Source organism: Nocardioides pelophilus, from assembly GCF_014180685.1.
GTDB lineage: Bacteria > Actinomycetota > Actinomycetes > Propionibacteriales > Nocardioidaceae > Nocardioides > Nocardioides pelophilus.
The window spans coordinates 35,564-59,497 of sequence record NZ_JACEHF010000008.1; the positions used below are offsets into that span (position 1 = coordinate 35,564).

Below are 23,934 nucleotides of genomic sequence, written 5' to 3' on the forward strand. Positions count from 1 at the left end.
ATCAACCCAACTTGAAGTACGAGCGGGTGTATTCCAGGCCGTCGACCAGAGCGTCGATCTCGGCCGGCGTCGTGTAGAGGTACGACGACATCCGGGTCGAGCTCTGCACGCCGTACCGCGCGTGCGCGGGCTTCGCGCAGTGGTGACCGGCGCGTACGGCGACGCCCCGCGAGTCGAGCACCTGCGCGATGTCGTGGGGGTGGACGCCCTCCAGCTCGAACGCGATCGCACCGCCGCGCTGCGCGGCGTCGGTGGGCCCGAGGATGGTCATCCCGGGGACGCTGGCGAGGCCCTCGAGCGCGTAGGCCGTGATCGCCTGCTCGTGCGCGTGCACGGCGTCCATGCCGAGGTGACCGAGGTAGTCCACGGCGGCGCCGAGCCCGATCGCCTCGACGATGGGCGGGGTGCCGGCCTCGAACTTGTGCGGGATCGGGGCGTAGGTCGAGCCCTCCATCCGGACGGTCTCGATCATCTCGCCACCACCCAGGAACGGCGGCAGCTGGTCGAGCACCGCGCGGCTCCCCCACAGCACGCCGATGCCGGTCGGGCCGACGACCTTGTGGCCGGTGAAGGCCATCAGGTCGGGGCGCTCCTCGGCCGGCATCGCGGCGAGGTCGATCGGCAGCTGGGGTGCGGCCTGCGACGCGTCGACCACCACCAGCGCACCGACCTGGTGGGCGCGGCGGGCGATCTCGGCGATCGGGTTGATCGTGCCGAGCATGTTGGACACCCAGGTCAGCGAGACCACCTTGGTGCGCTCGGTGATCAGGTCGTCGATGTTGCTCAGGTCGAGGTGGCCGTCGTCGGTGAGCCCGAACCAGCGCAGGGTCGCGCCGGTGCGCTGGGTGAGCAGCTGCCACGGGACGATGTTGGAGTGGTGCTCCATCTCGGTGATGACGACCTCGTCACCGGGCCGGACCTGCCGCTCGCCCGCCCAGACCAGGGTGTTGGCCGCGAGGTTGAGCGCTTCCGAGGCGTTCTTGGTGAAGATCACCTCGTCGCGGTCGGGAGCCCCGATGAACGCGGCGACCTTGTCGCGCGACTCCTCGAACGCCACCGTCGACTCCGCGCCGAGCTGGTGCATCGCCCGCGCGATGTTGGCGTTGTGCCGCTCGAGGTGGTCGACCATGGCGTCGATCACCACCTGCGGCTTCTGCGAGGTGTTCGCGCTGTCGAGGTAGACCAGCGGCACCCCGCCCGCAAGCACGCGCTCGAGGATCGGGAAGTCCTTGCGGACCACCTCGAGCTCGGGCAGCAGGCCGGGGAGGCTGGGGGCAGTCATGTCAGGCCGTCGCGAGGTACTTCTCGTAGCCGTTCGCCTCGAGCTCGTCAGCGAGCTCGGGACCGCCCTCGTCGGCCACCCGGCCGTCGACGAACACGTGGACGTAGTCAGGCTTGATGTAGCGCAGGATCCGCGTGTAGTGCGTGATCAGCAGGACACCCTTGCCGTCGCGCTCGCGGAACCGGTTGACGCCGTCGGAGACGACCTTCAGCGCGTCGATGTCGAGGCCGGAGTCGGTCTCGTCGAGGACGGCGACCTTCGGGTCGAGCAGGTCGAGCTGGGCGATCTCGTGGCGCTTCTTCTCACCACCGGAGAAGCCCTCGTTGACCGAGCGCTGGGAGAACGTCGCGTCGAGGTTCATCCGCTCCATGACGGCGTTGACGTCCTTGGTCCACGTGCGCAGCTTCGGCGCCTCGCCGTCGATCGCGGTCTTGGCGGTGCGCAGGAAGTTGGCGACCGAGACCCCGGGGACCTCGACGGGGTACTGCATCGCCAGGAACAGACCGGCCCGCGCCCGCTCGTCGACGGTCATCGACAGCACGTCCTCGCCGTCGAGGAGCACCGTGCCGCCGGTGACCTCGTAGCGCGGGTGGCCGGCGATCGAGTAGGCGAGCGTGGACTTGCCCGACCCGTTGGGGCCCATGATCGCGTGGGTCTCGCCGTCCTTGATGGTCAGCGTGACGCCCTTGAGGATCTCCTTCGGGCCGTCCTCGGTCTGGACCTGGACCCTGAGGTCCTTGATCTCCAGCTTGCTCATGCGGGGGTGACTCCGTTCAACGTGGTGGTGGTGTCGACGAAGATCTCGTCTCCACGCACCTCGACAGGGAAGGTGGCGACGGACTCCGTCGCGGGAAAGTGGGTGGGCTTGCCGGTGCGCAGCTCGAAGCACGAGCCGTGCAGCCAGCACTCGACGGTGCCGTCGGCGACCTCGCCCTCGGACAGCTGGACGTTGGCGTGCGAGCACTGGTCCTGGAGCGCGAAGAACTCGTCGCCGTCGCGGGCGATGGCGACGTCGTACTCCCCGACGGTGACGGCCAGCGCCTCGTCCTTGGGTACGTCGGCCAGCGCGCAGGCGCGCTTGAAGCCGTCGTCCTGAGGAGGCGCGTCAGCGCCGTCTCGAAGGGTCATACGAGCTCCTTGAGGACGTTCTTCGCGAGCTCGTCCTCGACGGTCGCGAGCAGCTTCTCCTCCAGCTCCGGTACGCCGACGCGGCGGATCAGGTCGTTGAAGAAGCCGTGCACGACCAGTCGCCGGGCCTCGGGCTCGGAGATGCCGCGCGAGCGCAGGTAGAACAGCTGCTCGTCGTCGAAGCGGCCGACGGCCGAGGCGTGGCCCGCACCGGCGATCTCGCCCGTCTCGATCTCGAGGTTGGGCACCGAGTCGGCGTGGCAGCCGTCGGTGAGCACCAGGTTGCGGTTCTCCTCGAACGTCTCGATGCCCTCGGCGACCTTGCGGATCAGCACGTTGCCGATCCACACGGTGTGCGCCTTCGCGCCCTGCAGGGCACCCTTGTAGACCACGTGGCTCTTGGTCTTGGGAGCGTTGTGGTCGACGAAGAGCCGGTGCTCGAAGTGCTGGCCGGCGTCGGCGAAGTACAGCCCGAAGAGCTCGGCGGACCCGCCGGGGCCGGCGTAGTCGACGTTGGTGCTGGTGCGGACGAGGTCGCCACCGAGGGTGAACTCGAACTGCCGCAGCGTCGCGTCGCGACCGACCCGGATGTTGATCTGCTCGGCGTGCACGGCGTCGTCGGCCCAGTCGTTGACGTGGACCAGGTCGAGCTGGGCGCCGTCGCCGACGAGCACGGTGGTGAACGCGTCGAACGTGGTGCTGCCCGTGTGCTCGACCAGGATCGTCGCCCGCGAATGGGCGCCCACCCGGAGCACGAGGTGACCCCACACGACGTCGTCCACCGAGGCACCGCTCAGGAGCAGGCGCACGGGCCCGTCGAGGTCGGCCTCGGCTGCGACGTCCACCAGGATCGCTCCCCCGGCGTTGGCCACCGCGAGCGCGCCGAGGCGGTCGAACGCGGGCGTCACACCCAGCGCCTTGGCCTCCTCGGTGGAGATCGTGGTCACCGTGACACCAGCGGGCAGCTCCTCCTTGATGTCGAGGTGGCTATCAGACGGCGCACCGTCGAGCAGGCCGCGGAGGCGCTTGAGCGGCGTGAACCGCCAGATCTCCTCACGTCCGCTCGGGACCGGGTGAGCGTCGACGTCGTACGTCGGCTCGGGGTGGAGGTGGCTCTCGACGTGGCCCTGCTCGAGCGCGTCGTTCAGTACAGCCGCGGTCACCCAACAGCTCCTTCCATCTGCAGCTCGATGAGCCGGTTGAGCTCGAGGGCGTACTCCATCGGCAGCTCCTTGGCGATCGGCTCGACGAAGCCGCGCACGATCATCGCCATCGCCTCGTCCTCCGCCATGCCCCGCGACATGAGGTAGAAGAGCTGGTCGTCGGAGACCTTCGAGACCGAGGCCTCGTGGCCCATGGACACGTCGTCCTCACGGATGTCGACGTAGGGGTAGGTGTCCGAGCGGCTGATCTGGTCGACCAGCAGCGCGTCGCACAACACGTTGGACTTCGAGCCGTGCGCACCCTCGTTGATCTGGATCAGGCCGCGGTACGACGTACGGCCGCCGCCGCGCGCCACCGACTTCGACAGGATCGACGACGAGGTGTTCGGGGCGGCGTGCACCATCTTGGCGCCCGCGTCCTGGTGCTGGCCCTCGCCCGCGAACGCGATCGACAGCGTCTCGCCCTTGGCGTGCTCGCCCATGAGGTAGACGGCGGGGTACTTCATCGTCACCTTGGAGCCGATGTTGCCGTCGACCCACTCCATGGTCGCGCCGGCCTCGCAGACGGCGCGCTTGGTCACCAGGTTGTAGACGTTGTTCGACCAGTTCTGGATGGTCGTGTAGCGGCACCGGCCGCCCTTCTTCACGATGATCTCGACGACCGCGGAGTGCAGCGAGTCGGACGAGTAGATCGGCGCGGTGCAGCCCTCGACGTAGTGCACGTAGGCGCCCTCGTCGACGATGATCAGGGTCCGCTCGAACTGGCCCATGTTCTCGGTGTTGATCCGGAAGTAGGCCTGCAGCGGGATGTCGACGTGGACACCCTTCGGCACGTAGATGAACGAGCCGCCCGACCACACCGCGGTGTTCAGCGCGGCGAACTTGTTGTCACCGACCGGGATCACGGTGCCGAAGTACTCCTGGAACAGCTCCGGCTGCTCCTTGAGCGCCGTGTCGGTGTCGAGGAACAGGACTCCCTGAGCCTCGAGGTCCTCACGGATCGAGTGGTAGACGACCTCGGACTCGTACTGCGCGGCGACGCCGGAGACCAGGCGCTGCTTCTCCGCCTCCGGGATGCCGAGCTTGTCGTAGGTGTTCTTGATGTCCTCGGGCAGGTCGTCCCAGGTGGCGGCCTGCTTCTCCGACGAGCGCACGAAGTACTTGATGTTGTCGAAGTCGATCGCGCTCAGGTCCGAGCCCCAGGTGGGCATCGGCTTGCGGCCGAAGAGCTTGAGGCCCTTCAGCCGGAGGTCGAGCATCCACTGCGGCTCGCTCTTGAGCGAGGAGATGTTTCGCACCACGTCCTCGCTCAGGCCGCGCTGCGCGTTCGCGCCGACGTCGTTCTTGTCCGACCAGCCGAACTCGTAGCGACCGATCCCCTTCAGCTCAGGGTTGAGGTCTTCGATGGAGGTCATGACGTGACCTTCTCCTTCTCTCGGGTGATCGGGATGCAGGTGGTGCAGACGCCGTCGCCGTGGGCGATGGTCGCCAGGCGCTGGACGTGGGTGCCGAGGACCCGGCTGATGGCCTCGGTCTCGGCCTCGCACAGCTGGGGGAACTCGTGGGCGACGTGGGACACGGGGCAGTGCTGCTGGCACAGCTGCTCGCCCACGCTGTGGCCGTCGGCGAGGGGCAGCTCGCGGACGGAGGCCGCGTAGCCCTCGTCGGTGAAGACCATCGCCAGCACCTCGGCGGGCGACGCCTCCGGGTGCAGGGCCGCGACCTGCGGGAACCGCTCCTCGATGAAGGCCGCCCGGCGCTCGGCGAAGGCCTTGACGGCCTCGGGACCGACCGTCTCCGCGAGGAACCGGAGTGCTTCGTTGGCGAGGTCGTCGTACGACGCCTCGAAGCCGTCGCGCCCACGCTCGGTGAGGGCGAACGCCTTCGCCGGACGTCCGCGCCCGCGGTGACCGGCCGGGCGCTGGTCGCGCGCCTCGACGGCACCCTCCTCGACCAGGTGGTCGAGGTGGCGACGGACGGCGGCCGGGGTCAGGTCGAGGCGCTCAGCGAGGGCCGCCGCGGTGGAGGGACCGTTGACCAGGATCGACCGGGCGACGCGCTGGCGCGTCGGCTGGTCGGAGTCGGTCACGATTTCCACAACACCAGTGTGCCGTTAATGCTTCCGGCCCTTCAAGCAAGGTCACCCTAAGTAGCGCGGGGCCGCGTGTGGCGCAGCCAGGCCAGCCCGGCGAACGGCAGCACCAGCGGGAGGAAGCCGTAGCCCTGGCCGAAGTGCGACCACACCGTCTTGTCCGGGAACAGGTCGGTCGCGGCATAGCTCAGCGCGCCGACCGACAGCACGCCGAGCAGCTCGATGCACACCGCGATGCCGGCGACCCGCCAGCCGGTGCGGCCGCCGAGAAGCAGGGAGGTGGTGGCGACCAGGTACACGACTGCGGCGAGGAGGGACAGCGAGTACGCCAGCGGGGCGTTGTCGAACTCGGTGCTGACCTGCAGCACGGAGCGGCCGGTTGCGGCGACGGCGAAGACGCCGTAGCCGAAGACGAGCGCGCGTCCCCAGCCCACCGCCAGCGCGTGCGGCGCGGGAGCGCCGACCTGGGTCACACCGCACCTGCCCAGATCGCGTCCACCCGGACCTCGAGCGCGGCGACCGTGACCACGGCCAGCAGGACGACGGCGGTGCCGGCGCGGGAGCGCTCGGCGAGCGACCAGAAGGCGCCGATCGGCAGGGCCAGCGTCGTCCCGACGAGATAGCTGACGAAGAGGGTGCCCTCGACGTCGCGCTCGGTGCCGGCCAGCGCGACGCAGCCCCACACCAGCTGGACGAGGAGTGCGAGCTCGGTGACGGCGAGGAGGAGGAACATGCCGTCCTCGACGAGCTGGTCGCGGACCAGGTGGACGACGAGGACCACCGCGGAGATCCCGCACAGCACCAGGACCAGGCCGTACACCCAGGGACTCACGGCCGACAGCGTAGTGAGACAATTCAGGCGTGCCAGCACCGCATCATCCGTCGGCTGCCGTGCGCATCGACGGCCTGGTGATGCGGTACGCCGACAAGACCGCCGTCGACGACCTGTCGCTGGTGGTCGAGCCGCACACCATCACCGCGGTCCTCGGACCCAACGGCGCCGGCAAGACCACCACCCTCGAGACCTGCGAGGGCTACCGGCGCCCGCAGCGCGGCTCGGTCCGCGTGCTCGGCCTCGACCCGGTCAAGGACCGGCGGGCGCTGATGCCGCGGATCGGGGTGATGCTGCAGGCCGGCGGCGCGTGGAGCGGCGCGCGCACCGAGGAGATGCTGCGCCACCTCGCCCGGCTGCACGCCGACCCCCTGGACACCGGCCTGCTGATGGAGCGGCTCGCGCTCCACGAGTGCGGGCGTACGCCGTACCGCCGGCTCTCCGGTGGCCAGCAGCAGCGCCTCGGCCTGGCGATGGCGCTGGTCGGGCGCCCCGAGCTGGTCTTCGTCGACGAGCCGACCGCGGGGCTCGACCCGCAGATCCGACGCACCGTCTGGGAGCTCCTGGAGGAGCTGCGCGCCGACGGCGTCACCGTGGTCCTGACGACCCACTACCTGGAGGAAGCCGAGCGGCTCGCCGACCGGGTGCACATCATCGACCACGGCCGGCTGGTCGCCAGCGGCTCACCCCTCGAGCTCACCCGGGGCGGCACGGTCGCCACGATCCGCCTGGTCGTGACCCAGCCGTTCCCACCCGGCGCCCCCGAGGCGCTCGCCACCGCGCTCGGCGCGACGACCGAGCTGACCGTGCTCGATGACCTGAGCCTCCAGGTGTCCGGGCCGGCCGACGGCTCCACGCTGGCCACGGTGGCGCGCTGGTGCGAGGTGCACGAGGTGCTGCCCGAGTCGCTGACGCTGGGGCAGCGCAACCTCGAGGACGTCTTCCTCGAGCTGACCGGACGGGAGCCCGAGGTGTCAGGCTCATGAGCGCGGGCACCTTCGCGCCGGCACCCGGTGCCGCTCCCCTGGCCCGGCAGGTCCTCGCCCAGGCCGGGATGGAGACCCGACTCCTGCTCCGCAACGGCGAGCAGCTGCTGCTCGCCGTCGTGATCCCCCTCATCGTGCTGGTCGGCGCCGTCAGCGCCGCCGACCGGATCGGACTCTCCTTCGACGACCCGACGGTCGACGTGCTCACGCCCGGCGTGCTCGCGCTCGCCGTGATGTCGACCGCGTTCACCTCCCTCGCGATCGCGACCGGCTTCGAGCGGAGGTACGGCGTCCTCAAGCGGCTCGGCACCACGCCGCTCTCCCGCGGAGCACTGCTCGCGGGCAAGGTCGGTGCGCTGCTGATCGTGGAGCTGCTGCAGTTCGTCGTGCTCGGCTCGGCCGGGCTGCTCCTCGGCTGGTCGCCCGATGTCTCGGTGGTCGGCGTCGTGCCGGCCGTCCTCCTCGGCACCGCGGCGTTCGCCGGGCTCGGCATGCTCGTCGCCGGCACCCTGCGGGCGGAGGCGACCCTGGCTGCCGCGAACCTGGTCTACCTGCTGCTGCTGGCCGGCGGCGCCGTCGTACTCCCGGCGAGTGCGTACGGCGGCCTCGGCGATGTCGTGCAGTGGCTCCCCTCGGGCGCGCTCGGCGAGGCGATGCGTGCTGCCTTCAACGGCGAGGTGCCCGCGGTCGAGATGGCGGTGCTCGCGAGCTGGGCGGTCGTCGGCGGGGCCGCGGCTGCCCGGTGGTTCAAGTGGGAGTGACGACGGCGCGCCGCGCGCCGGCGCGGGCACTGGTCTGGCTGGCCTACGCCAACCTGGTCGCCAACATCGCGATCGTGGTCACCGGCGGCGCCGTGCGGCTCACCGGCTCGGGACTGGGCTGCCCGACCTGGCCGCGCTGCACCGAGGACTCCTACGTCCCGCACGGCGAGCTCGGGATCAACGGCGCGATCGAGTTCGGCAACCGCACCCTGACCTTCGTGCTGGTGGCGATCGCGATCGCCTGCTGGGTCGCCGCCCTGCTGCCGGTCCTCCGCGACCGCCAGAGCGCCGACCCGACCGGCCGGGCCGACCGGCGGCCGCTGGTGCTCTCGACCGTGATCGCACTCGGCATCCCCGCCCAGGCGGTGATCGGCGGCATCACCGTGCAGACCGACCTCAACCCGTGGGTGGTCGCGCTCCACCTGCTGGTGTCGATGGCGATCATCGGTGTCTGCGTGGTGCTCGTCGACGACCTGGTCGGCCGGCCGCGCGGCTGGGCGTCCCCGCGCACCCGGGCGCTCGTCCACGCCACGTTCGTCGTCGGCTGGGTCGTGCTCTACCTCGGCACCGTGGTCACCGGCTCCGGCCCACACAGCGGCGACCTCGACTCACGGCGTACCGGCCTCGACCCGCGGCTGATGTCGCACGTCCATGCCTGGGCCGTCTACGCGCTGGTGGCGTTGACCGTGGCGTGCCTCGTGCTCGCCGTCCGGGCCGGCAACCAGCCCTTGCGCGACGCGGCCCGCGCGCTGCTGGTGGTCGAGCTGGTCCAGGGCGTCATCGGGTTCGCGCAGTACTTCCTCGACCTGCCCGAGCTGCTCGTCGCTCTCCACATGCTCGGCGCCGCTCTCACCTCCGCTGCCCTCACCGCGCTGGTGCTGGCAGCCCGCGCCCGGAGCGTCAGCGCAGCAGCGGGTCGATAGCGACCGCGACGAACAGCAGCGAGAGGTAGAGGTTGCTGCTGTGGAAGAGGTGCATCGGCCGGATCACTGCGAGGTCCTCGCTGTTGCGGGCCCGGCGCTCGAGCTGGTGGGCCTGCACCAGGAAGACGGCGCCGAGGACGGCGGCGGCGATCGGGTAGACGAGTCCGGTCCCGGCGACCGGCCAGAGCAGCAGGCTGGTCGCGACCATGACCCAGCTGTAGGCGACGATCTGCCGGGCGACGTTGCGGGCCGAGCGGACGACCGGCAGCATCGGCACGTCGACCTGCTTGTAGTCCTCGCGGTAGCGCAGCGCCAGCGCCCAGGTGTGCGGCGGGGTCCAGAAGAAGACCACGCCGAACAGGACCAGCGGCGCCCAGGCGAGCTCGCCCGTGACCGCCGTCCAGCCGATCAGCGCCGGGAAGCAGCCCGCGATGCCGCCCCAGACGATGTTCTGGGTGGTGCGGCGCTTGAGCAGCATCGTGTAGCCGAAGACGTAGAACGCGATGGCGGCGACCGACAGCCCGGCGGACAGCTCGTTGACCCAAGCCCAGAGGACCACCGTGGACAGGATCCCCAGCACGAAGCCGAAGACCAGCGCCGCCCGCGGGGTGATGATGTGGCGCGGCAGCGCCCGGCGCCGGGTGCGGCGCATCTGCTCGTCGATGTCGCGGTCGTAGACGCAGTTGAAGACCGACGCGGAGCCCGCGGAGAGCGCGCCGCCGAGGACGGTCGCGACGACCAGCCCGAGGTCCGGCACCCCGCCCGCGGCGAAGAACATCACCGGGACCGTGGTGAGCAGCAGCAGCTCGATCACGCGGGGCTTGGTGAGGCCGACGTAGGCCATCACCACGTCGCGCGCGGACGCCCGGGCGGGAACGTCGCCCCCCTCGAGGACGCCGTTCACTCCGACGACCAGCCGGACGGCTGGGCGGTCAGGGTCGACGGTCGTCACAAAAGGCACCTCACGGCGAGGGATCAGGCAGAGGCGAGTGTATCGGTGATCGCGCCCGGTTCCGTCATCTGGCCCCTGTCAGCCCGCGGAAGGCGCTGGGTAGGCTCGGGGCCATGATCCCGGAGCTGGAGTGGACCGATCTCGACCGCAAGGCGGTCGACACCGCACGGGTGCTGGCGATGGACGCCGTGCAGAAGGTCGGCAACGGTCACCCGGGCACGGCGATGAGCCTGGCGCCGGCTGCGTACCTGCTGTTCCAGAAGGTCATGCGCCACGATCCGGCCGACCCCGGTTGGATGTCACGCGACCGGTTCGTGCTCAGCGCCGGCCACAGCTCGATCACCCTCTACACCCAGCTCTACCTCGGTGGTTTCGGCCTCGAGCTCGACGACCTGAAGTCGCTGCGGACCTGGGGCTCGAAGACCCCGGGGCACCCCGAGTTCGGGCACACCGCCGGTGTCGAGGTCACCACCGGCCCGCTCGGCCAGGGTGTCGCCAACGCCGTCGGCATGGCGATGGCCGCCCGGCGCGAGCGCGGGCTGCTCGACCCGGACGCCGCTCCCGGCGAGTCCCCCTTCGACCACCACATCTACGCCATCGCCTCCGACGGTGACCTGCAGGAGGGCGTGAGCGGCGAGGCGTCCTCGATCGCCGGCACCCAGGAGCTGGGCAACCTCACCGTCATCTACGACGCCAACCGGATCTCGATCGAGGGCGACACCGACATCGCGTTCAACGAGGACGTCGCCAAGCGCTACGAGGCCTACGGCTGGCACGTGCAGATCGTCGACTGGACCCACGGCGGCGACCACGCCGACGGTGCGTCGTACGCCGAGGACGTCCCCGCGCTCCACACGGCGATCAAGGCCGCCGACGCCGTGACCGACAAGCCGTCCCTCATCGTGCTGCGGACGATCATCGCCTGGCCGGCCCCGAACGCTCAGAACACCGAGGCCGCGCACGGCTCGGCCCTCGGCGCCGACGAGGTGGCCGCCACCAAGACCGTCCTCGGGTTCGACCCGGAGCAGACCTTCGAGGTCCCCGACGACGTGCTCGAGCACACCCGCTCGCTCCTGGAGCGCGGCAAGGCGTGGGGCGCCGAGTGGGACCGCCAGTACGACGCCTGGGCCGCCGCGCACCCCGAGCGGGCCGCGCTGCTGCACCGGATGAAGGGCCGCGCGCTGCCCGAGGGTCTCGAGGCGGCCCTCCCGACGTTCCCGGCCGACCCGAAGGGCGTCGCCACCCGCTCCGCGTCGGGCAAGGTGATCAACGCGATCGCCCCGGTCATGCCCGAGCTGTGGGGCGGCTCCGCCGACCTGGCCGGCTCCAACAACACGACCATCACCGGCGTCCCGTCGTTCCTCCCCCCGGACCGCTCGGTCGAGGAGTGGCCGGCCGACCCCCACCACGGCCGGGTGCTGCACTTCGGCATCCGCGAGCACGGCATGGGCGCGATCATGAACGGCATCGCCGTCCACGGCGGCACCCGGGTCTTCGGCGGCACGTTCCTGACCTTCTCCGACTACATGCGCGGCGCCGTCCGCGTGGCCGCGCTGATGCAGGCGCCGGTCATCTACGTCTGGACCCACGACTCGATCGGGCTCGGCGAGGACGGACCGACCCACCAGCCGGTCGAGCACCTCTGGGCGCTGCGTGCGATCCCCGGGCTCGACGTCGTCCGCCCCGCCGACGCCAACGAGACCGCTGCCGCCTGGCTGCAGATCCTCAAGAACACCGACCGGCCGGCGGGCCTGATCCTCACCCGGCAGAACGTGCCGGTGTTCCCGCGGGGCGAGGAAGGCTTCGCCCACACCGACGACGTCGGCAAGGGCGGCTACGTCCTCGTCGAGGCCGACGGTGCCCAGCCCGACGTGATCCTCATCGGCACCGGCTCCGAGGTCCAGCTCGCCGTCCAGGCCCGCGAGCTGCTCGCCGCCGACGGGATCAGCGCCCGGGTCGTCTCGATGCCGTCGATCGAGTGGTTCGAGCAGCAGACCCAGGCCTACCGCGACGAGGTCATCCCGCCGACGGTGAAGGCGCGGGTCAGCGTCGAGGCCGGCATCCGCCAGGGTTGGCGCGAGTACGTCGGCGACGCCGGCCGGATGGTCAGCCTGGAGCACTTCGGCGCCTCGGCGGACGGCGCCCGGATCTTCCGTGAGCTCGGATTCACCGCGGAGGCGGTCGCCCAGGCGGCCAAGGACAGCATCGAGGCCGCTGCCAAGTAGCCCGCCCAGTAGCCCGGTCCCAACGTCGCACCAGGAGAACCACATGAGTGATCGTCTGAAGGCACTGGCCGACGCCGGTGTGTCCATCTGGCTCGACGACCTGTCGCGCGAGCGGATCGAGACCGGCAACCTGGCCGAGCTCGTGGCCGAGAAGTCGGTGGTCGGCGTGACGACCAATCCGACCATCTTCGCTGCCGCCATCTCCGACGGAGAGCGGTACGACGACCAGGTGCGCGCCCTCGTCGCCGACGGAGCCGACGTCGACCGGGTCGTCTTCGAGCTGACCACCGACGACGTACGCAACGCCTGCGACATCCTCGCCCCGGTCGCGGCAGCCACCGCCGACGACGGCCGGGTGTCGATCGAGGTCGAGCCGACGCTCGCCAACGACACCGCCGCCACCATCGCCTCGGCCAAGGCCCTGTGGGCGGCTGTCGACCGGCCCAACGCGCTGATCAAGATCCCCGCGACCGTCGAAGGCCTGCCGGCGATCACGGCGGTCATCGCCGCCGGCATCAGCGTCAACGTCACCCTGATCTTCTCGACGGAGCGCTACCAGGCGGTGATGGACGCCTACCTGGCCGGCCTCGAGCACGCGAAGGACGCCGGGATCGACCTGTCCACGATCCGCTCGGTCGCCTCGTTCTTCGTGTCGCGGGTCGACACCGAGATCGACGGCCGGCTCGAGAAGATCGGCACCGACGCCGCGCTCGCCCTGCGAGGCAAGGCCGCCGTGGCCAACGCCCGGATGGCCTACGCCGCGTTCGAGAAGGTCGTCGCGTCCGAGCGGTGGCAGGAGCTCGCCGCGGCGGGCGCGAACCTGCAGCGGCCGTTGTGGGCCTCCACCGGCGTCAAGAACCCGGCGTACCCGGACACGCTCTACGTCACCGACCTGGTCGTCGCCAACACCGTCAACACCATGCCCGAGAAGACGCTGATGGCGTTCGCCGACCACGGCGAGCTCGCCGCCGACAACGGCGGCGACCAGGTGACCGGGCGGGCCGCGGAGGCCCAGACGCTCTTCGACGAGCTGGCCGGCGTCGGGGTCGACCTCGACGACGTCTTCGTCGTCCTCGAGACCGAGGGCGTGGAGAAGTTCAAGGCCTCCTGGGTCGAGCTGCTCGAGACCGTCAAGGGACAGATGGGCTGACGGTGGACCCGACGACAGCCCCGGCGTGGGCCCGGCTGGCCGGGCTTGCAGCCGCGGGCACGCCGGACCTGCGCACCGCCTTCGCCGACGACCCCGGCCGGGTCGAGCGGCTCACCTTCGCTGCGGGCGACCTCCACGTCGACCTGTCGAAGAACCTCGTCGACGACGGCGTCCTCGGCGCTCTCGTCGACCTGGCGCGCGACGTCGGGGTCGAAGCCCGCCGCGACGCCATGTTCGCCGGGGAGCACATCAACGTCACCGAGGACCGCGCAGTCCTGCACACCGCCCTCCGGCTGCCTGCGGGCACCCGGCTGGAGGTCGACGGGCAGGACGCCGTGGCCGACGTGCACGCGGTGCTCGAGAGGGTCTACGCGTTCGCCGAGCAGGTGCGGTCGGGCGCGTGGCTCGGCGCCACCGGCCAGCGGATCCGCACGGTGGTCAACATCGGGATCGGCGGGTCCGACCTCGGCCCGGTGATGGCCTACGAGGCGCTGAAGCCCTACCGTCACGAAGCCATCGAGTGCCGGTTCATCAGCAACATCGACCCCACCGACGCGGCCGAGACGCTCGCCGGGCTCGACCCGGCCACCACCCTGTTCATCGTCGCGAGCAAGACGTTCGGCACCCTCGAGACGCTCACCAACGCCCGGCTGTGCCGCACCTGGCTGATCGACGGGCTCGGTGGCGACACCGAGGTGGTGGCGAAGCACTTCGTCGCCGTGTCCACCGCACTGGACAAGGTGGCGGCGTTCGGCATCGACCCCGCCAACGCGTTCGGGTTCTGGGACTGGGTCGGCGGTCGCTACTCCGTCGACTCCGCGATCGGCACGTCGCTGGTGATCGCGGTCGGGCCGGAGCGGTTCGCCGAGTTCCTCGGCGGGTTCCGCGCGATCGACGAGCACTTCCGCTCCACGCCGCTGGAGCGCAACGTCCCGGCGCTGATGGGCCTGCTGAACATCTGGTACGTCAACTTCCTGGGGGCGCACACGCACGCCGTACTCCCCTATGCGCAGTCGCTCCACAGGTTCGCCGCCTACCTGCAGCAGCTCACGATGGAGTCCAACGGCAAGGGCGTGCGGTGGGACGGCACGCCCGTCACCACCGACACCGGCGAGGTCTACTGGGGCGAGCCCGGCACCAACGGCCAGCACGCGTTCTACCAGCTGATCCACCAGGGCACCCGGCTGATCCCCGCCGACTTCATCGCCTTCGCCAACCCGGCCTATCCGCTGCAGGACGGCGACGTCGACGTGCACGAGCTGTTCCTGGCCAACTTCTTCGCGCAGACCAAGGCGCTCGCGTTCGGCAAGACGGCCGAGGAGGTCCGGGCCGAGGGCGGTGAGCAGTCGGGGGCGGACGCGATCGTGCCCGCCCGCGTGTTCACCGGCAACCGGCCCACCACCTCGATCATGGCGCCCGCACTCACCCCGTCGGTGCTGGGCCAGCTGATCGCCCTCTACGAGCACATCACCTTCACCCAGGGGGTCGTGTGGGGCATCGACAGCTTCGACCAGTGGGGCGTCGAGCTCGGCAAGCAGCTCGCCCAGCAGGTCACCCCCGCGGTCGCCGGGGACGACGCGACACTCGCCCAGCAGGACCCCTCGACCAGGGCACTCATCGACTACTACCGGAGGCATCGGCACTGATGGTGATGGACGAACGACCGGCTCCCCTGATCGAGGTCCACCCCGACGCCACGGTCCTCGCGACCGCGGTCGCGGGTGAGCTGCTGAACCGGATCGCCGACGCCCAGGCGGCCGGCCACGTCCCGCACATCGGCCTGACCGGAGGCACCGTCGCGGACGCCATCCACCACGAGGTGGCTCGGATGGCGCCCGCATCAGGCGTCGACTGGGGCGCCGTGCACTTCTGGTTCGGCGACGAGCGGTTCGTCGCGGCCGACTCCCCCGACCGCAACGCGGGCCAGGCCCGGGCGGCGTTCCTCGACAGTGTCGGCGCGACCCGCGTGCACGAGGTGCCGGCCTCCGACCAGGTCGCGGACGCCGAGGCGGCCGCGACGGCGTACTCCACGACCGTGCGGGAGGAAGGTGCCGGTGCGTTCGACGTGCTCATGCTCGGCGTCGGCCCCGACGGACACATCGCGTCCCTCTTCCCCGGCCACCCGGCGCTCGACGTCACCGACGCGGTCGCGACCGCCGTGCACGACTCCCCCAAGCCCCCGCCGGACCGGGTCACCCTCACCTTCGAGGCCCTCGACCGCTCCCACGCCGTGTGGTTCGTCGCCACCGGCGAGGCCAAGGCCGACGCCGTCGCCCGCGCTCTCGCCGACGACGGCACCGTCGCCGAGACCCCCGCCCGCGGCGTCAAGGGCACCGCGGAGACGACGTGGTTCCTCGACCACGACGCCGCCTCCCGCCTCTGACCCGCGGCCGAGTACGACGGCGCGGAGTGGCACTCCAGTCCCGACCAGATCGCGCACGACCGCCAGCGACGGACTGCGGCGGAGGAACGTGCGGGCTGGCACATCACGCCGTTCGTCGCGGAGAACCTCTTCGGCCACCACCAGAACGCAGACCGGTTGCTGCACGAGGGGATCGCCGAGGCGCGGCGACGCCGCGGGCGACCCTGAAATGCCCGACCCGTCGCCAACTTGGGGACGGGTCGGCCCGTTTTGGGGCCGAGTTCGAGCCGGGTCGGCGGACCTCAGGCCGGAGTTTGTGACGGGTCGATCAGAAGATGATCTCGCCGGACTTGCGGCGGGAGCGGAGGAGCTGGATCGCCTCGTCGAGGATGACCTCGGCCTCCTTGTCGGAGCGGCGCTCCTTCACGTAGGCGAGGTGGGTCTTGTAGGGCTCGATCTTCGGCGCCGGAGGGGCGTTCTCGGAGTCGAGACCGGCCGGGAGACCGCACTTCGGGCAGTCCCAGGAGCCGGGGACGACGGCCTCGACGGAGAAGGCGATCACCGAACGGTGCCCGTGCGCGCAGAAGTACGTCACTGCCTGCCGGGGCGCGGCCTCGCCACGCTCGGCCTCGCCCATCGGACCTGCGCCGACGCGACTTCCGCGGATCGCGTTGCCACCACCTGCCAACGGACTATCTCCTCAGCTCGATCCGGCGGGGCCGGACAGGTTGTTCAGACTCGGGGGTCAATCAGTTCTGGTAGGCAAGCAAGAGGCCCAGCGCGATGACGGTGGCGAACCAGATGACGCCGACGCCGATCGTGAACCGGTCGAGGTTGCGTTCGGCGACCGACGATCCGCCCAGGGAGCTCGATACCCCGCCGCCGAACATGTCCGAGAGTCCGCCACCGCGTCCCTTGTGCAGCAGCACCAGCAGGATCATCAACACGCTGGTGAGCACAAGGAGGACGGTGAACACAGTTTCGAGCACGGCAGGATCCTACGTCAGCGTCGAGCGTGTCTCGAACCCGGGACACGGCTACGGACAGGGCAATCGGTCTGGCTGTCGGTCACAACGCCGGAGGCGTCACAAGGCCGGCATGTCGTAGAACCGGCAGATGCCGCCGAACTCGTCGGCCTGCAGGCTCGCCCCACCGACCAGGCAGCCGTCGATGTCGGGCTGGGACATGATCCCGGAGACGTTCGCGGCCTTCACCGAGCCGCCGTACTGGATGCGTACGGCGGCGGCGACATCGGCGCCGTACGACTCCTTGACCTGGTTGCGGATGGCCCCGCAGACCTCCTGCGCGTCGTCAGGGGTGGCGACCTCGCCCGTGCCGATCGCCCAGACCGGCTCGTAGGCGATGACGAGACCCGCGACCTGCTCGGCCGTGAGGCCGGCGAGCGAGCCGACGACCTGAGCGGTGTTGTAGGGCACGTGGGTGCCCTCCTGCCGGATCGCCAGGCCCTCGCCGACGCAGACGATCGGGGTGATCCCCGCACCGAGCGCCGCCTTGGCCTTCGCGGCCACCAGCTCGTCGGTCTCGGCGTGGTACTGCCGGCGCTCGGAGTGACCGACGGTCACGTAGGAGCAGCCCAGCTTCGCCAGCATCCCGGCCGAGATCTCGCCGGTGTAGGCGCCGGACTCGTGCACGGAGACGTCCTGCGCGCCGTACTCGATCGAGAGCCGGTCACCGTCGACCAGGGTCTGCACCGACCGGATGTCGGTGAACGGCGGGAGTACGACGACCTCGACCTTGCCGTAGTCGTGGCGCTTGTCGGACAGCGTCCACGCGAGCTTCTGGACCAGCACCACCGCTTCCTGGTGGTTGAGGTTCATCTTCCAGTTGCCCGCCATGATCGGCGTGCGGCCGCGGCTCGACCCAGTTGCGTTCGACCCTGTGCTTGCCATCGGTTCTTCAGTCCTCCAGGACGGTGATGCCGGGGAGCTCTTTGCCCTCGAGGTACTCGAGGCTCGCGCCGCCTCCGGTCGAGATGTGGCCGAACGCGGCTTCGTCGAAGCCGAGCTTGCGGACCGCGGCCGCGGAGTCGCCGCCGCCGACCACGGTCAGCCCGCCCGCGGCGGTGACCTTGGTGAGCGCCTCCGCCACGGACCTGGTGCCGGCCGCGAACTCGTCGACCTCGAACACGCCCATCGGGCCGTTCCAGAAGACGGTCCGCGCGTCGGCCAGCGCGTGCGCGAACCGGTCCGCGCTCTCCGGGCCGATGTCGAGCCCGAGCCGGTCGGCCGGGATCTCCGACGACAGCGCGACCTCGGGCTCAGGGGCCCGGTCGTGGGACGGGAACGCGGTGTCGACCACGACGTCGGTCGGGAGCAGCAGCTCCACACCGGCCTCGTGCGCGCGGCGGAGGTAGCCGCGGCAGATGTCGAGCTGGTCCTCCTCGAGGAGGCTCTTGCCGACCTCGTGCCCCTCGGCGGCGAGGAAGGTGAAGACCATGCCGCCGCCGATCAGCAGCTTGTCGGCCTTGCCGAGCAGGTTGTCGATCACGCCCAGCTTGTCGGACACCTTCGAGCCACCGAGCACCACCACGTAGGGACGCTCGGGCTCGACGGTCAGCCGGCGCAGCACGTCGATCTCGGCCGCCACCAGGCCGCCCATCGCGTGCGGCAGCCGCTGCGCGACGTCGTAGACCGAGGCCTGCTTGCGGTGCACGACACCGAAGCCGTCGGACACGAAGGCGTCGGCCAGCGCCGCCAGCTGGTCGGCGAACGCACCGCGCTCGGCCTCGTCCTTGCTCGTCTCCCCCGCGTTGAACCGCACGTTCTCGAGCACGGCGACCTGGCCGTCCTGCAACGCCGCCACGGTCTCGCGCGCCGAGTCGCCGACGGTGTCGGTCGCGAACGCGACGTCCTGGCCGAGCAGCTCGCCCAGCCGCGCGGCCACCGGCCCCAGGGAGTACGCCGGGTCGGGCGCACCCTTGGGACGGCCGAGATGTGCCGTCACGACCACCCGGGCGCCGGCGTCGGCCAGCGCCTTGATGGTCGGGACGCTGGCGCGGATCCGGCCGTCGTCGGTGATCGTCGTCCCGTCCAGGGGCACGTTCAGGTCCGACCGGACGAGGACCGTCTTGCCGCTGACCTCGCCGAGCCCGGCGTACTCCGACACCGAGATCAGAGGGTGGCGCCGACGTGGACGATCAGGTCCGCGAGGCGGTTGGAGTAGCCCCACTCGTTGTCGTACCAGCCGGCGACCTTGACCTGGTTGCCGATGACCTTGGTCAGCGGTGCGTCGAAGATGCACGACGCCGGGTCGGTGACGATGTCCGAGGACACGATCGGGTCGGTGGAGTAGCGCAGGATCCTGCCGTCGGCCGCGGCCTTCACGATCTCGTTGACCTCCTCGACGCTGGTCTCGCGACCCGCCTCGAACGAGAGGTCGGTGAGCGAGCCGGTCGGCGTCGGGACGCGCAGGGCGTAGCCGTCGAGCTTGCCCTTGAGCTCGGGCAGCACCAGGCCGATGGCCTTCGCGGCGCCGGTCGAGGTGGGCACGATGTTGAGGGCGGCGGCGCGGGCGCGGCGCGGGTCCTTGTGGATGTTGTCGTGCAGGTTCTGGTCGGCGGTGTAGGCGTGGATGGTGGTCATCAGGCCCTTGTTGATGCCGAGGCCGTCGTTGAGCGCCTTGGCCATCGGGCCGAGGCAGTTGGTGGTGCACGACGCGTTGGAGATCACGGTGTGCTGCTCGGCGTCGTAGAGCTCGTGGTTGACGCCCATCACGATGGTGATGTCCTCGTGGGAGGCGGGCGCGGAGATGATGACCTTCTTGGCGCCGCCGCCGTCGACGTGGGCGCGGGCCTTGGTCGCGTCGGTGAAGAAGCCGGTGGACTCGACGACCACGTCGACGCCCAGGTCGGCCCACTTCAGGGCGGCCGGGTCGCGCTCGGCGAACGCCTTGATCTCGGTGCCGCCGACGAGGATCGCCTCGTCGGTCGAGCTCACGTCGGCGTCGAGCCGACCGAGGATCGAGTCGTACTTCAGCAGGTGCGCCAGGGTGGCGTTGTCGGTCAGGTCGTTGACGCCGACGATCTCGATGTCGAGGCCGCTCGCGCGGACTGCGCGGAAGAAGTTGCGGCCGATGCGGCCGAATCCGTTGATGCCTACCCGTACGGTCACAGCGTTGTGCTCCTTGTCTCGGTGGTGGGCGTTCGGTCGCCCGCCTTGACTGGATCGCGGGCGTTCAGTCACCCGCGTCCGTCACCCTACAAGCGCCCTCGCGCCGCACACCGGCCAGTCCCGCCGTACGTGCGGGTAACAACGATCACGTGCTCCGCGCGGCTGTCACGGACCGGGAACGACGTGCGCGTCGGCGCCCGGGAAGGTCAGCGCCTCGTGGCCGTCCTCCCACCGCACGAGGTACGGCGGACCGCCGTCGTCCCCCCGCACCTCCAGCACCTCGGCCTCGCGCCGGTGCATCGAATCGGTCCGGCCCTCGACGACGAGTCGGTCGCCCACGTTCGCTCGCATGTGGTCACCTCCGGTGCCGCGCGCATCGTTACGAGTCAGTGACCACGATGCTCTCCGCTGCGGCGGTAGGCAAGAGGCATGATGACGCGCATGACGCAGGTCGAGATGGGCGAGGGGCTGAGAGCCGGCGCCGGCGGGATCGGGCTGCGGTGCGCGGGCGTGGTCCACCTCTACCGGACCTTCGAGGGTCACGACGTGGTCGCGCTGCAGGGCGTCGATCTCGAGATCCAACCCGGCGAGCGGGTGGCGTTCCTCGGTCCGAGCGGGTCCGGCAAGTCGACGCTCCTCGCCCTGCTCGGCGGGATCCAGCGTCCGAGCGCAGGCCGGATCTTCCTCGGCGACGACGACATCTCCCGGATGAGCGAGCGCCACCTCTCCCGGCTGCGCGCCCGCCGCGTGGCCACGATGCTGCAGGGCGCCACGCGCAACCTGCTCCCCTACACGACCGCCCGCCGCAACATCGGCTTCGCGCGGATCGGGATCCCCGCAGCCGAGCTCTCCGACGCACCCTCGGCCGACGACCTGCTCGACCGGGTGGGCCTCGCCGACCAGGCCGACCAGGTGGTGAGCACGATGTCCGGCGGACAGCGCCAGCGACTGGCCCTGGCGTGCGCGGTGGCGACCCAGCCCCAGGTCCTGCTCGCCGACGAGCCCACCAGCCAGCTCTCCCACCTCGATCGCGACGCCGTGGTGCAGCTGCTGCACAACCTCAACCGCGACTTCGGGACCACCATCGTCGTGGTGACCCACCAGCCCGAGGTCGCCGCGACGTTCCCGCGGACGGTCACGATGAAGGGCGGCCGGGTCGGGTCCGAGGGCCGCGACGGGGCCGAGTACGCCGTGATCGGCGCCGAGGGCGTGCTCCACCTGCCGTCGCACCTGACGCCCCAGTGGCCCCCCGGCACCCTGGTCCGGATCGAGGCCGAGCCGCGCCGGATCGTCATCTCCCACCCGGCCGACCAGACGGGCATCCCGCAGGACGAGGTCCGGTGACCGGCGCGTGGGCCGACCTGGTCGTCGACCAGGTCCGCTACCGGCCCGGGCCACTCATCCTCGACGACGTCTCGGTGACCTTCGCGGCCGGGAGCGTGACGGCCGTCGCCGGTCCGAGCGGCTCCGGCAAGACGACCCTGCTGTCCATCGCCGGTGGGCTGATCGCGCCCACCGCCGGGACGGCGACGTACGACGGCGCACCGACCTGGCGCGGCAACGGCGACCCGCGCCCCGAGGTCGCCTTCATCCTCCAGGTCTACGGCCTGGTGCCGATCCTGTCGGCGCGGGAGAACGTCGCCGTCGCGCTCCGTGCCCGTGGGGTGAGCTGGACCGACGCCAACGACCGGGCCGAGGCCGCGCTCGCCCGGTTCGACATCGCCGACCTCGGCGACCGTCAGGTCGAGGAGCTGTCCGGCGGTCAGATGCAGCGGGTGGCCGTCGCCCGGGCACTGGTGGTCGAGGCGCCGGTGCTCCTGGCGGACGAGCCGACCAGCGAGCTCGACCAGGCCAACGTCACCGTCGTCCTCGACGCCCTGCGCCGCGAGGCGGAGCGAGGGGCCGTCGTCGTCATCGCCACCCACGACCCCGCGATCGTCGACGCCGCCGACCACCAGGTGATGATCGACGAGGGCCGCCTCGGATGAGGACCCGGCTGCTGGCCGGGCTCTGGCACCGGCGGGGCACCCATCTCACCCTGGCCGCCGCGATCTGCGTCGTCGCTGCGGGAGCAGCGCTGGTCACTGCCGACGGCGGACTCGTCGCACCGCTCCTGATCCTCGCCGCCGGCGTCGTGCCCGCCGCCGGGCAGTCGCTGGGGGGCCGGCGGCGCCACGAGGCGGCGCTGCTGCGCCTGCGCGGACGTCGCGGGTGGTCCCTGGCCGCCGCGCTGGTGGCCGAGCCGTTGGTGCCGGTGCTCGCCGGCGGCGGCGCCGGCGTCGCGGTGGCGTGGTCCGCGGCTCCTGACCGGTGGCCGTACGCCCTGGCGGTCGTGGCCGGTGCCGGCGCCGTCGTCCTGGTCGCGATGCTGGTCGCGCTGCGCGAGCCGCTCCCCGCGCAGCTGGGGGGTCGACGACGATCCCTCGGCGACGGACAGGCCTCGCGGTTCGTGGGGGTCCTGGTGGTCGTCGCGGCCGTGGTCGCCGTGCTCCGGCGCGGCAGCGACGGCCCCGGTTGGCTGCCGTACGCCGGGCCGACCCTGGTCGGCCTCGCGGTCGGCGTGCTCGCCGTCGGTCTGCTGCGCGTCGTGGGCCGCTGGCTCGCAGAGCGCGCGGACCTCGTCCCCGTGCTGACCGGACGCCGGCTGGCCGGTCCGCGGGCGGCCGACGGCCTGCCGCTCCTGGTCGCTGCGGGAGTGCTGCTCGCGCTCGCCTGCAACACGCTCTTCGCCGTGCAGGACTGGGAGGAGGACACCCGGGCGGTGACGGCGGGCGCGCCACTCGTCGTCCGGTACGCGGGCGATCCCGACGGCGTGCTGGAGGCCACCCGCGAGGCGGACCCGGACGGCCGGTGGTTGATGGCCGCGGTCCGGGTGTTCCCCGACGATCGGCCGGTGTCCCGGCGGGCCTACCTCGACACCGCCCGCTACGAGCGGGTCGTCGGCGACGCGCTGGACGGGACTCCGGCGGAGCAGGGCTCCGCCGCCGTCCTCGACCTCCACGAGGCGGCGACGACGGCGGAGCGCGAGCCGGTGGCGACCGGGAAGTTCCTCACCGCGTCGGTGTCCACGGACAGCCCGCGCGCGGAGTTCGCGCTGGTCTCGGTGGCGACCGACGGCGTCGAGGGGGGCGCGCGGCAGGAGCTGTTCGTCCACCTCCCGCCCGGCACGACCACGACGACGTACGTCCCCCTGGCACGGTGCGACCTCGGCTGCCGGGTGCTCGGCCTCGAGGTGGCGGTGGGGCGTCCGTGCGGCGACAGCACCTGGGCCCGGCGCCGTTGTCGGCGCCCGGTCGTCCACCTCACCCGGCTCAACGTCGGCGGCCTCGACCTCCTGGACCGCGAGTGGGTCGTGAGCGAGCCCGACGACCGGCCGCCCGGCGAGCTGACGGCCGACGACGAAGGGCTGGACGTGCGGCCGAGCGTCGCCGGCAACAGCGTCCTCACCACCGAGCGGGGCGGGTGGTCGGCGCCGCTCCTGGCCACGCCCAGCGTCGACTGGGGAGGCGAACCCGAGGCCCCCACCACGTCCAACCTCCCCCGCCCCGGCCGCGTGCTCGCCACGGTCCCGGCACTGCCGCTGGTCGGGTCAGGGGGCACGGTGCTCGACCTGCCCACCAGCACCTTCGACGGCGGCTCCTTCGGCGCGTCCGCCGAGCCGTGGGTGCTGGCGCGTCCCGACACGCCCGACGAGGTGCTGGCCGGCCTCGGCACACCGGCGACGCCGCGGGAGATCTCAGCAGCAGTCATCGAGGACTCCGGCAGCGGCCTGGCGCGCGACCTGCTCCTCGTCGCGCTCGGCGCCCTCCTGCTCGGGGTGCTCGGCGTGGCGCTGCCCGCGCCCCGGCTCCGCGCCGAGCGCACGGGTGAGCACGCGGCGCTCCGGGTGGTCGGGGTCGACCCGCGCGTGCTGCAGAGGTCCGCTCGCCTGCAGACCTGCATCCTCGC

25 protein-coding genes are annotated in these 23,934 nt (G+C 71.4%); 10 read left to right on the forward strand and 15 right to left on the reverse strand.

The window, feature by feature from the left end:
- Window position 1: 1 nt before the first annotated feature.
- Genes H0488_RS03510 through H0488_RS03545 form a run of 8 tightly spaced genes read right to left on the reverse strand, consistent with a single transcriptional unit; the run spans window position 2 to window position 6,497 of the window.
- On the reverse strand, window positions 2-1,282 hold the full coding sequence (locus H0488_RS03510) for a cysteine desulfurase (RefSeq protein WP_183097895.1): 1,281 nt from the start codon (window positions 1,280-1,282) through the stop codon (window positions 2-4).
- A 1-nt stretch (window position 1,283) separates the two neighbouring features.
- A complete protein-coding gene (gene sufC / locus H0488_RS03515; protein WP_183097896.1) occupies window positions 1,284-2,039 on the reverse strand; it encodes a Fe-S cluster assembly ATPase SufC in 756 nt (251 codons plus the stop codon).
- On the reverse strand, window positions 2,036-2,410 hold the full coding sequence (locus H0488_RS03520) for a non-heme iron oxygenase ferredoxin subunit (protein ID WP_183097897.1): 375 nt from the start codon (window positions 2,408-2,410) through the stop codon (window positions 2,036-2,038). Before H0488_RS03520 ends, sufC begins: the two co-directional genes overlap by 4 nt.
- Window positions 2,407-3,573 carry a Fe-S cluster assembly protein SufD gene (gene sufD, locus H0488_RS03525; RefSeq protein WP_183097898.1) on the reverse strand — a complete coding sequence of 389 codons (1,167 nt, stop codon included), beginning with the start codon at window positions 3,571-3,573 and terminating at the stop codon, window positions 2,407-2,409. Before sufD ends, H0488_RS03520 begins: the two co-directional genes overlap by 4 nt.
- The gene (gene sufB, locus H0488_RS03530) at window positions 3,570-4,988 is read right to left on the reverse strand and encodes a Fe-S cluster assembly protein SufB (protein WP_183097899.1); all 1,419 of its coding nucleotides are present in this window, start codon (window positions 4,986-4,988) and stop codon (window positions 3,570-3,572) included. Before sufB ends, sufD begins: the two co-directional genes overlap by 4 nt.
- The gene (locus H0488_RS03535; protein ID WP_183097917.1) at window positions 4,985-5,662 is read right to left on the reverse strand and encodes a helix-turn-helix transcriptional regulator; all 678 of its coding nucleotides are present in this window, start codon (window positions 5,660-5,662) and stop codon (window positions 4,985-4,987) included. Before H0488_RS03535 ends, sufB begins: the two co-directional genes overlap by 4 nt.
- A 56-nt stretch (window positions 5,663-5,718) precedes the next feature.
- On the reverse strand, window positions 5,719-6,138 hold the full coding sequence (locus H0488_RS03540; RefSeq protein ID WP_183097900.1) for a hypothetical protein: 420 nt from the start codon (window positions 6,136-6,138) through the stop codon (window positions 5,719-5,721).
- Window positions 6,135-6,497, reverse strand: coding sequence for a hypothetical protein (locus tag H0488_RS03545; RefSeq protein WP_183097901.1), 363 nt, complete (start codon window positions 6,495-6,497; stop codon window positions 6,135-6,137). Before H0488_RS03545 ends, H0488_RS03540 begins: the two co-directional genes overlap by 4 nt.
- A 29-nt stretch (window positions 6,498-6,526) precedes the next feature.
- Here H0488_RS03545 and H0488_RS03550 point away from each other — a divergent pair, with 29 nt between their 5' ends.
- From H0488_RS03550 to H0488_RS03560, 3 genes are read left to right on the forward strand one after another with little or no spacing between them, the layout of a single operon-like run.
- The gene (locus H0488_RS03550) at window positions 6,527-7,483 is read left to right on the forward strand and encodes an ABC transporter ATP-binding protein (RefSeq protein ID WP_312856199.1); all 957 of its coding nucleotides are present in this window, start codon (window positions 6,527-6,529) and stop codon (window positions 7,481-7,483) included.
- Entirely contained in the window at window positions 7,480-8,244 is a 765-nt protein-coding gene (locus tag H0488_RS03555; protein WP_183097902.1) for an ABC transporter permease, read from the forward strand. The genes H0488_RS03550 and H0488_RS03555 overlap by 4 nt, the downstream gene beginning before the upstream one ends.
- Entirely contained in the window at window positions 8,226-9,167 is a 942-nt protein-coding gene (locus H0488_RS03560) for a COX15/CtaA family protein (protein WP_312856200.1), read from the forward strand. Before H0488_RS03555 ends, H0488_RS03560 begins: the two co-directional genes overlap by 19 nt.
- Here H0488_RS03560 and H0488_RS03565 read toward each other — a convergent pair.
- Window positions 9,145-10,128 carry a heme o synthase gene (locus H0488_RS03565; RefSeq protein ID WP_376768447.1) on the reverse strand — a complete coding sequence of 328 codons (984 nt, stop codon included), beginning with the start codon at window positions 10,126-10,128 and terminating at the stop codon, window positions 9,145-9,147. The two genes, H0488_RS03560 and H0488_RS03565, sit on opposite strands and share 23 nt — an antisense overlap.
- A gap of 104 nt (window positions 10,129-10,232) precedes the next feature.
- Here H0488_RS03565 and tkt point away from each other — a divergent pair, with 104 nt between their 5' ends.
- Genes tkt through pgl form a run of 4 tightly spaced genes read left to right on the forward strand, consistent with a single transcriptional unit; the run spans window position 10,233 to window position 15,877 of the window.
- On the forward strand, window positions 10,233-12,344 hold the full coding sequence (gene tkt, locus H0488_RS03570) for a transketolase (protein ID WP_183097904.1): 2,112 nt from the start codon (window positions 10,233-10,235) through the stop codon (window positions 12,342-12,344).
- 43 nt (window positions 12,345-12,387) lie between these two features.
- Window positions 12,388-13,494, forward strand: coding sequence for a transaldolase (tal, locus tag H0488_RS03575; RefSeq protein WP_183097905.1), 1,107 nt, complete (start codon window positions 12,388-12,390; stop codon window positions 13,492-13,494).
- Window positions 13,491-15,140 (forward strand): glucose-6-phosphate isomerase, encoded by a 1,650-nt coding sequence (gene pgi / locus H0488_RS03580; protein WP_183097920.1) that lies wholly within the window; start codon window positions 13,491-13,493, stop codon window positions 15,138-15,140. Before tal ends, pgi begins: the two co-directional genes overlap by 4 nt.
- A 5-nt stretch (window positions 15,141-15,145) precedes the next feature.
- Window positions 15,146-15,877: a 6-phosphogluconolactonase gene (gene pgl, locus H0488_RS03585; RefSeq protein WP_183097906.1), complete on the forward strand. Its 732-nt coding sequence runs from the start codon at window positions 15,146-15,148 to the stop codon at window positions 15,875-15,877.
- Between the two features lie 307 nt (window positions 15,878-16,184).
- On the opposite strand, the gene H0488_RS03590 is transcribed toward pgl, so the two are convergent.
- From H0488_RS03590 to H0488_RS03615, 6 genes are all read right to left on the reverse strand, one after another.
- On the reverse strand, window positions 16,185-16,544 hold the full coding sequence (locus tag H0488_RS03590; protein WP_183097907.1) for an RNA polymerase-binding protein RbpA: 360 nt from the start codon (window positions 16,542-16,544) through the stop codon (window positions 16,185-16,187).
- Window positions 16,545-16,605: 61 nt separating this feature from the next.
- Complete coding sequence (secG, locus tag H0488_RS03595; protein ID WP_183097908.1) at window positions 16,606-16,845, reverse strand: preprotein translocase subunit SecG; 240 nt, start codon at window positions 16,843-16,845, stop codon at window positions 16,606-16,608.
- Window positions 16,846-16,941: 96 nt separating this feature from the next.
- Window positions 16,942-17,766, reverse strand: coding sequence for a triose-phosphate isomerase (tpiA, locus tag H0488_RS03600; RefSeq protein WP_246371407.1), 825 nt, complete (start codon window positions 17,764-17,766; stop codon window positions 16,942-16,944).
- A 7-nt stretch (window positions 17,767-17,773) separates the two neighbouring features.
- On the reverse strand, window positions 17,774-18,982 hold the full coding sequence (locus H0488_RS03605; protein ID WP_183097909.1) for a phosphoglycerate kinase: 1,209 nt from the start codon (window positions 18,980-18,982) through the stop codon (window positions 17,774-17,776).
- A 5-nt stretch (window positions 18,983-18,987) separates the two neighbouring features.
- On the reverse strand, window positions 18,988-19,986 hold the full coding sequence (gene gap / locus H0488_RS03610; RefSeq protein WP_183097910.1) for a type I glyceraldehyde-3-phosphate dehydrogenase: 999 nt from the start codon (window positions 19,984-19,986) through the stop codon (window positions 18,988-18,990).
- A 165-nt stretch (window positions 19,987-20,151) separates the two neighbouring features.
- Window positions 20,152-20,337, reverse strand: coding sequence for a DUF1918 domain-containing protein (locus tag H0488_RS03615; RefSeq protein WP_183097911.1), 186 nt, complete (start codon window positions 20,335-20,337; stop codon window positions 20,152-20,154).
- A 90-nt stretch (window positions 20,338-20,427) separates the two neighbouring features.
- On the opposite strand from H0488_RS03615, the gene H0488_RS03620 reads away from it, so the two are divergent.
- The 3 genes from H0488_RS03620 to H0488_RS03630 form a co-directional block, all read left to right on the forward strand.
- Entirely contained in the window at window positions 20,428-21,330 is a 903-nt protein-coding gene (locus H0488_RS03620; protein ID WP_246371409.1) for an ABC transporter ATP-binding protein, read from the forward strand.
- Window positions 21,327-21,974, forward strand: coding sequence for an ABC transporter ATP-binding protein (locus tag H0488_RS03625; RefSeq protein ID WP_183097912.1), 648 nt, complete (start codon window positions 21,327-21,329; stop codon window positions 21,972-21,974). The genes H0488_RS03620 and H0488_RS03625 overlap by 4 nt, the downstream gene beginning before the upstream one ends.
- Window positions 21,971-23,934: hypothetical protein (locus tag H0488_RS03630; protein WP_220794151.1), on the forward strand; the 1,964-nt coding region annotated here is incomplete at its 3' end. The genes H0488_RS03625 and H0488_RS03630, both read left to right, overlap by 4 nt.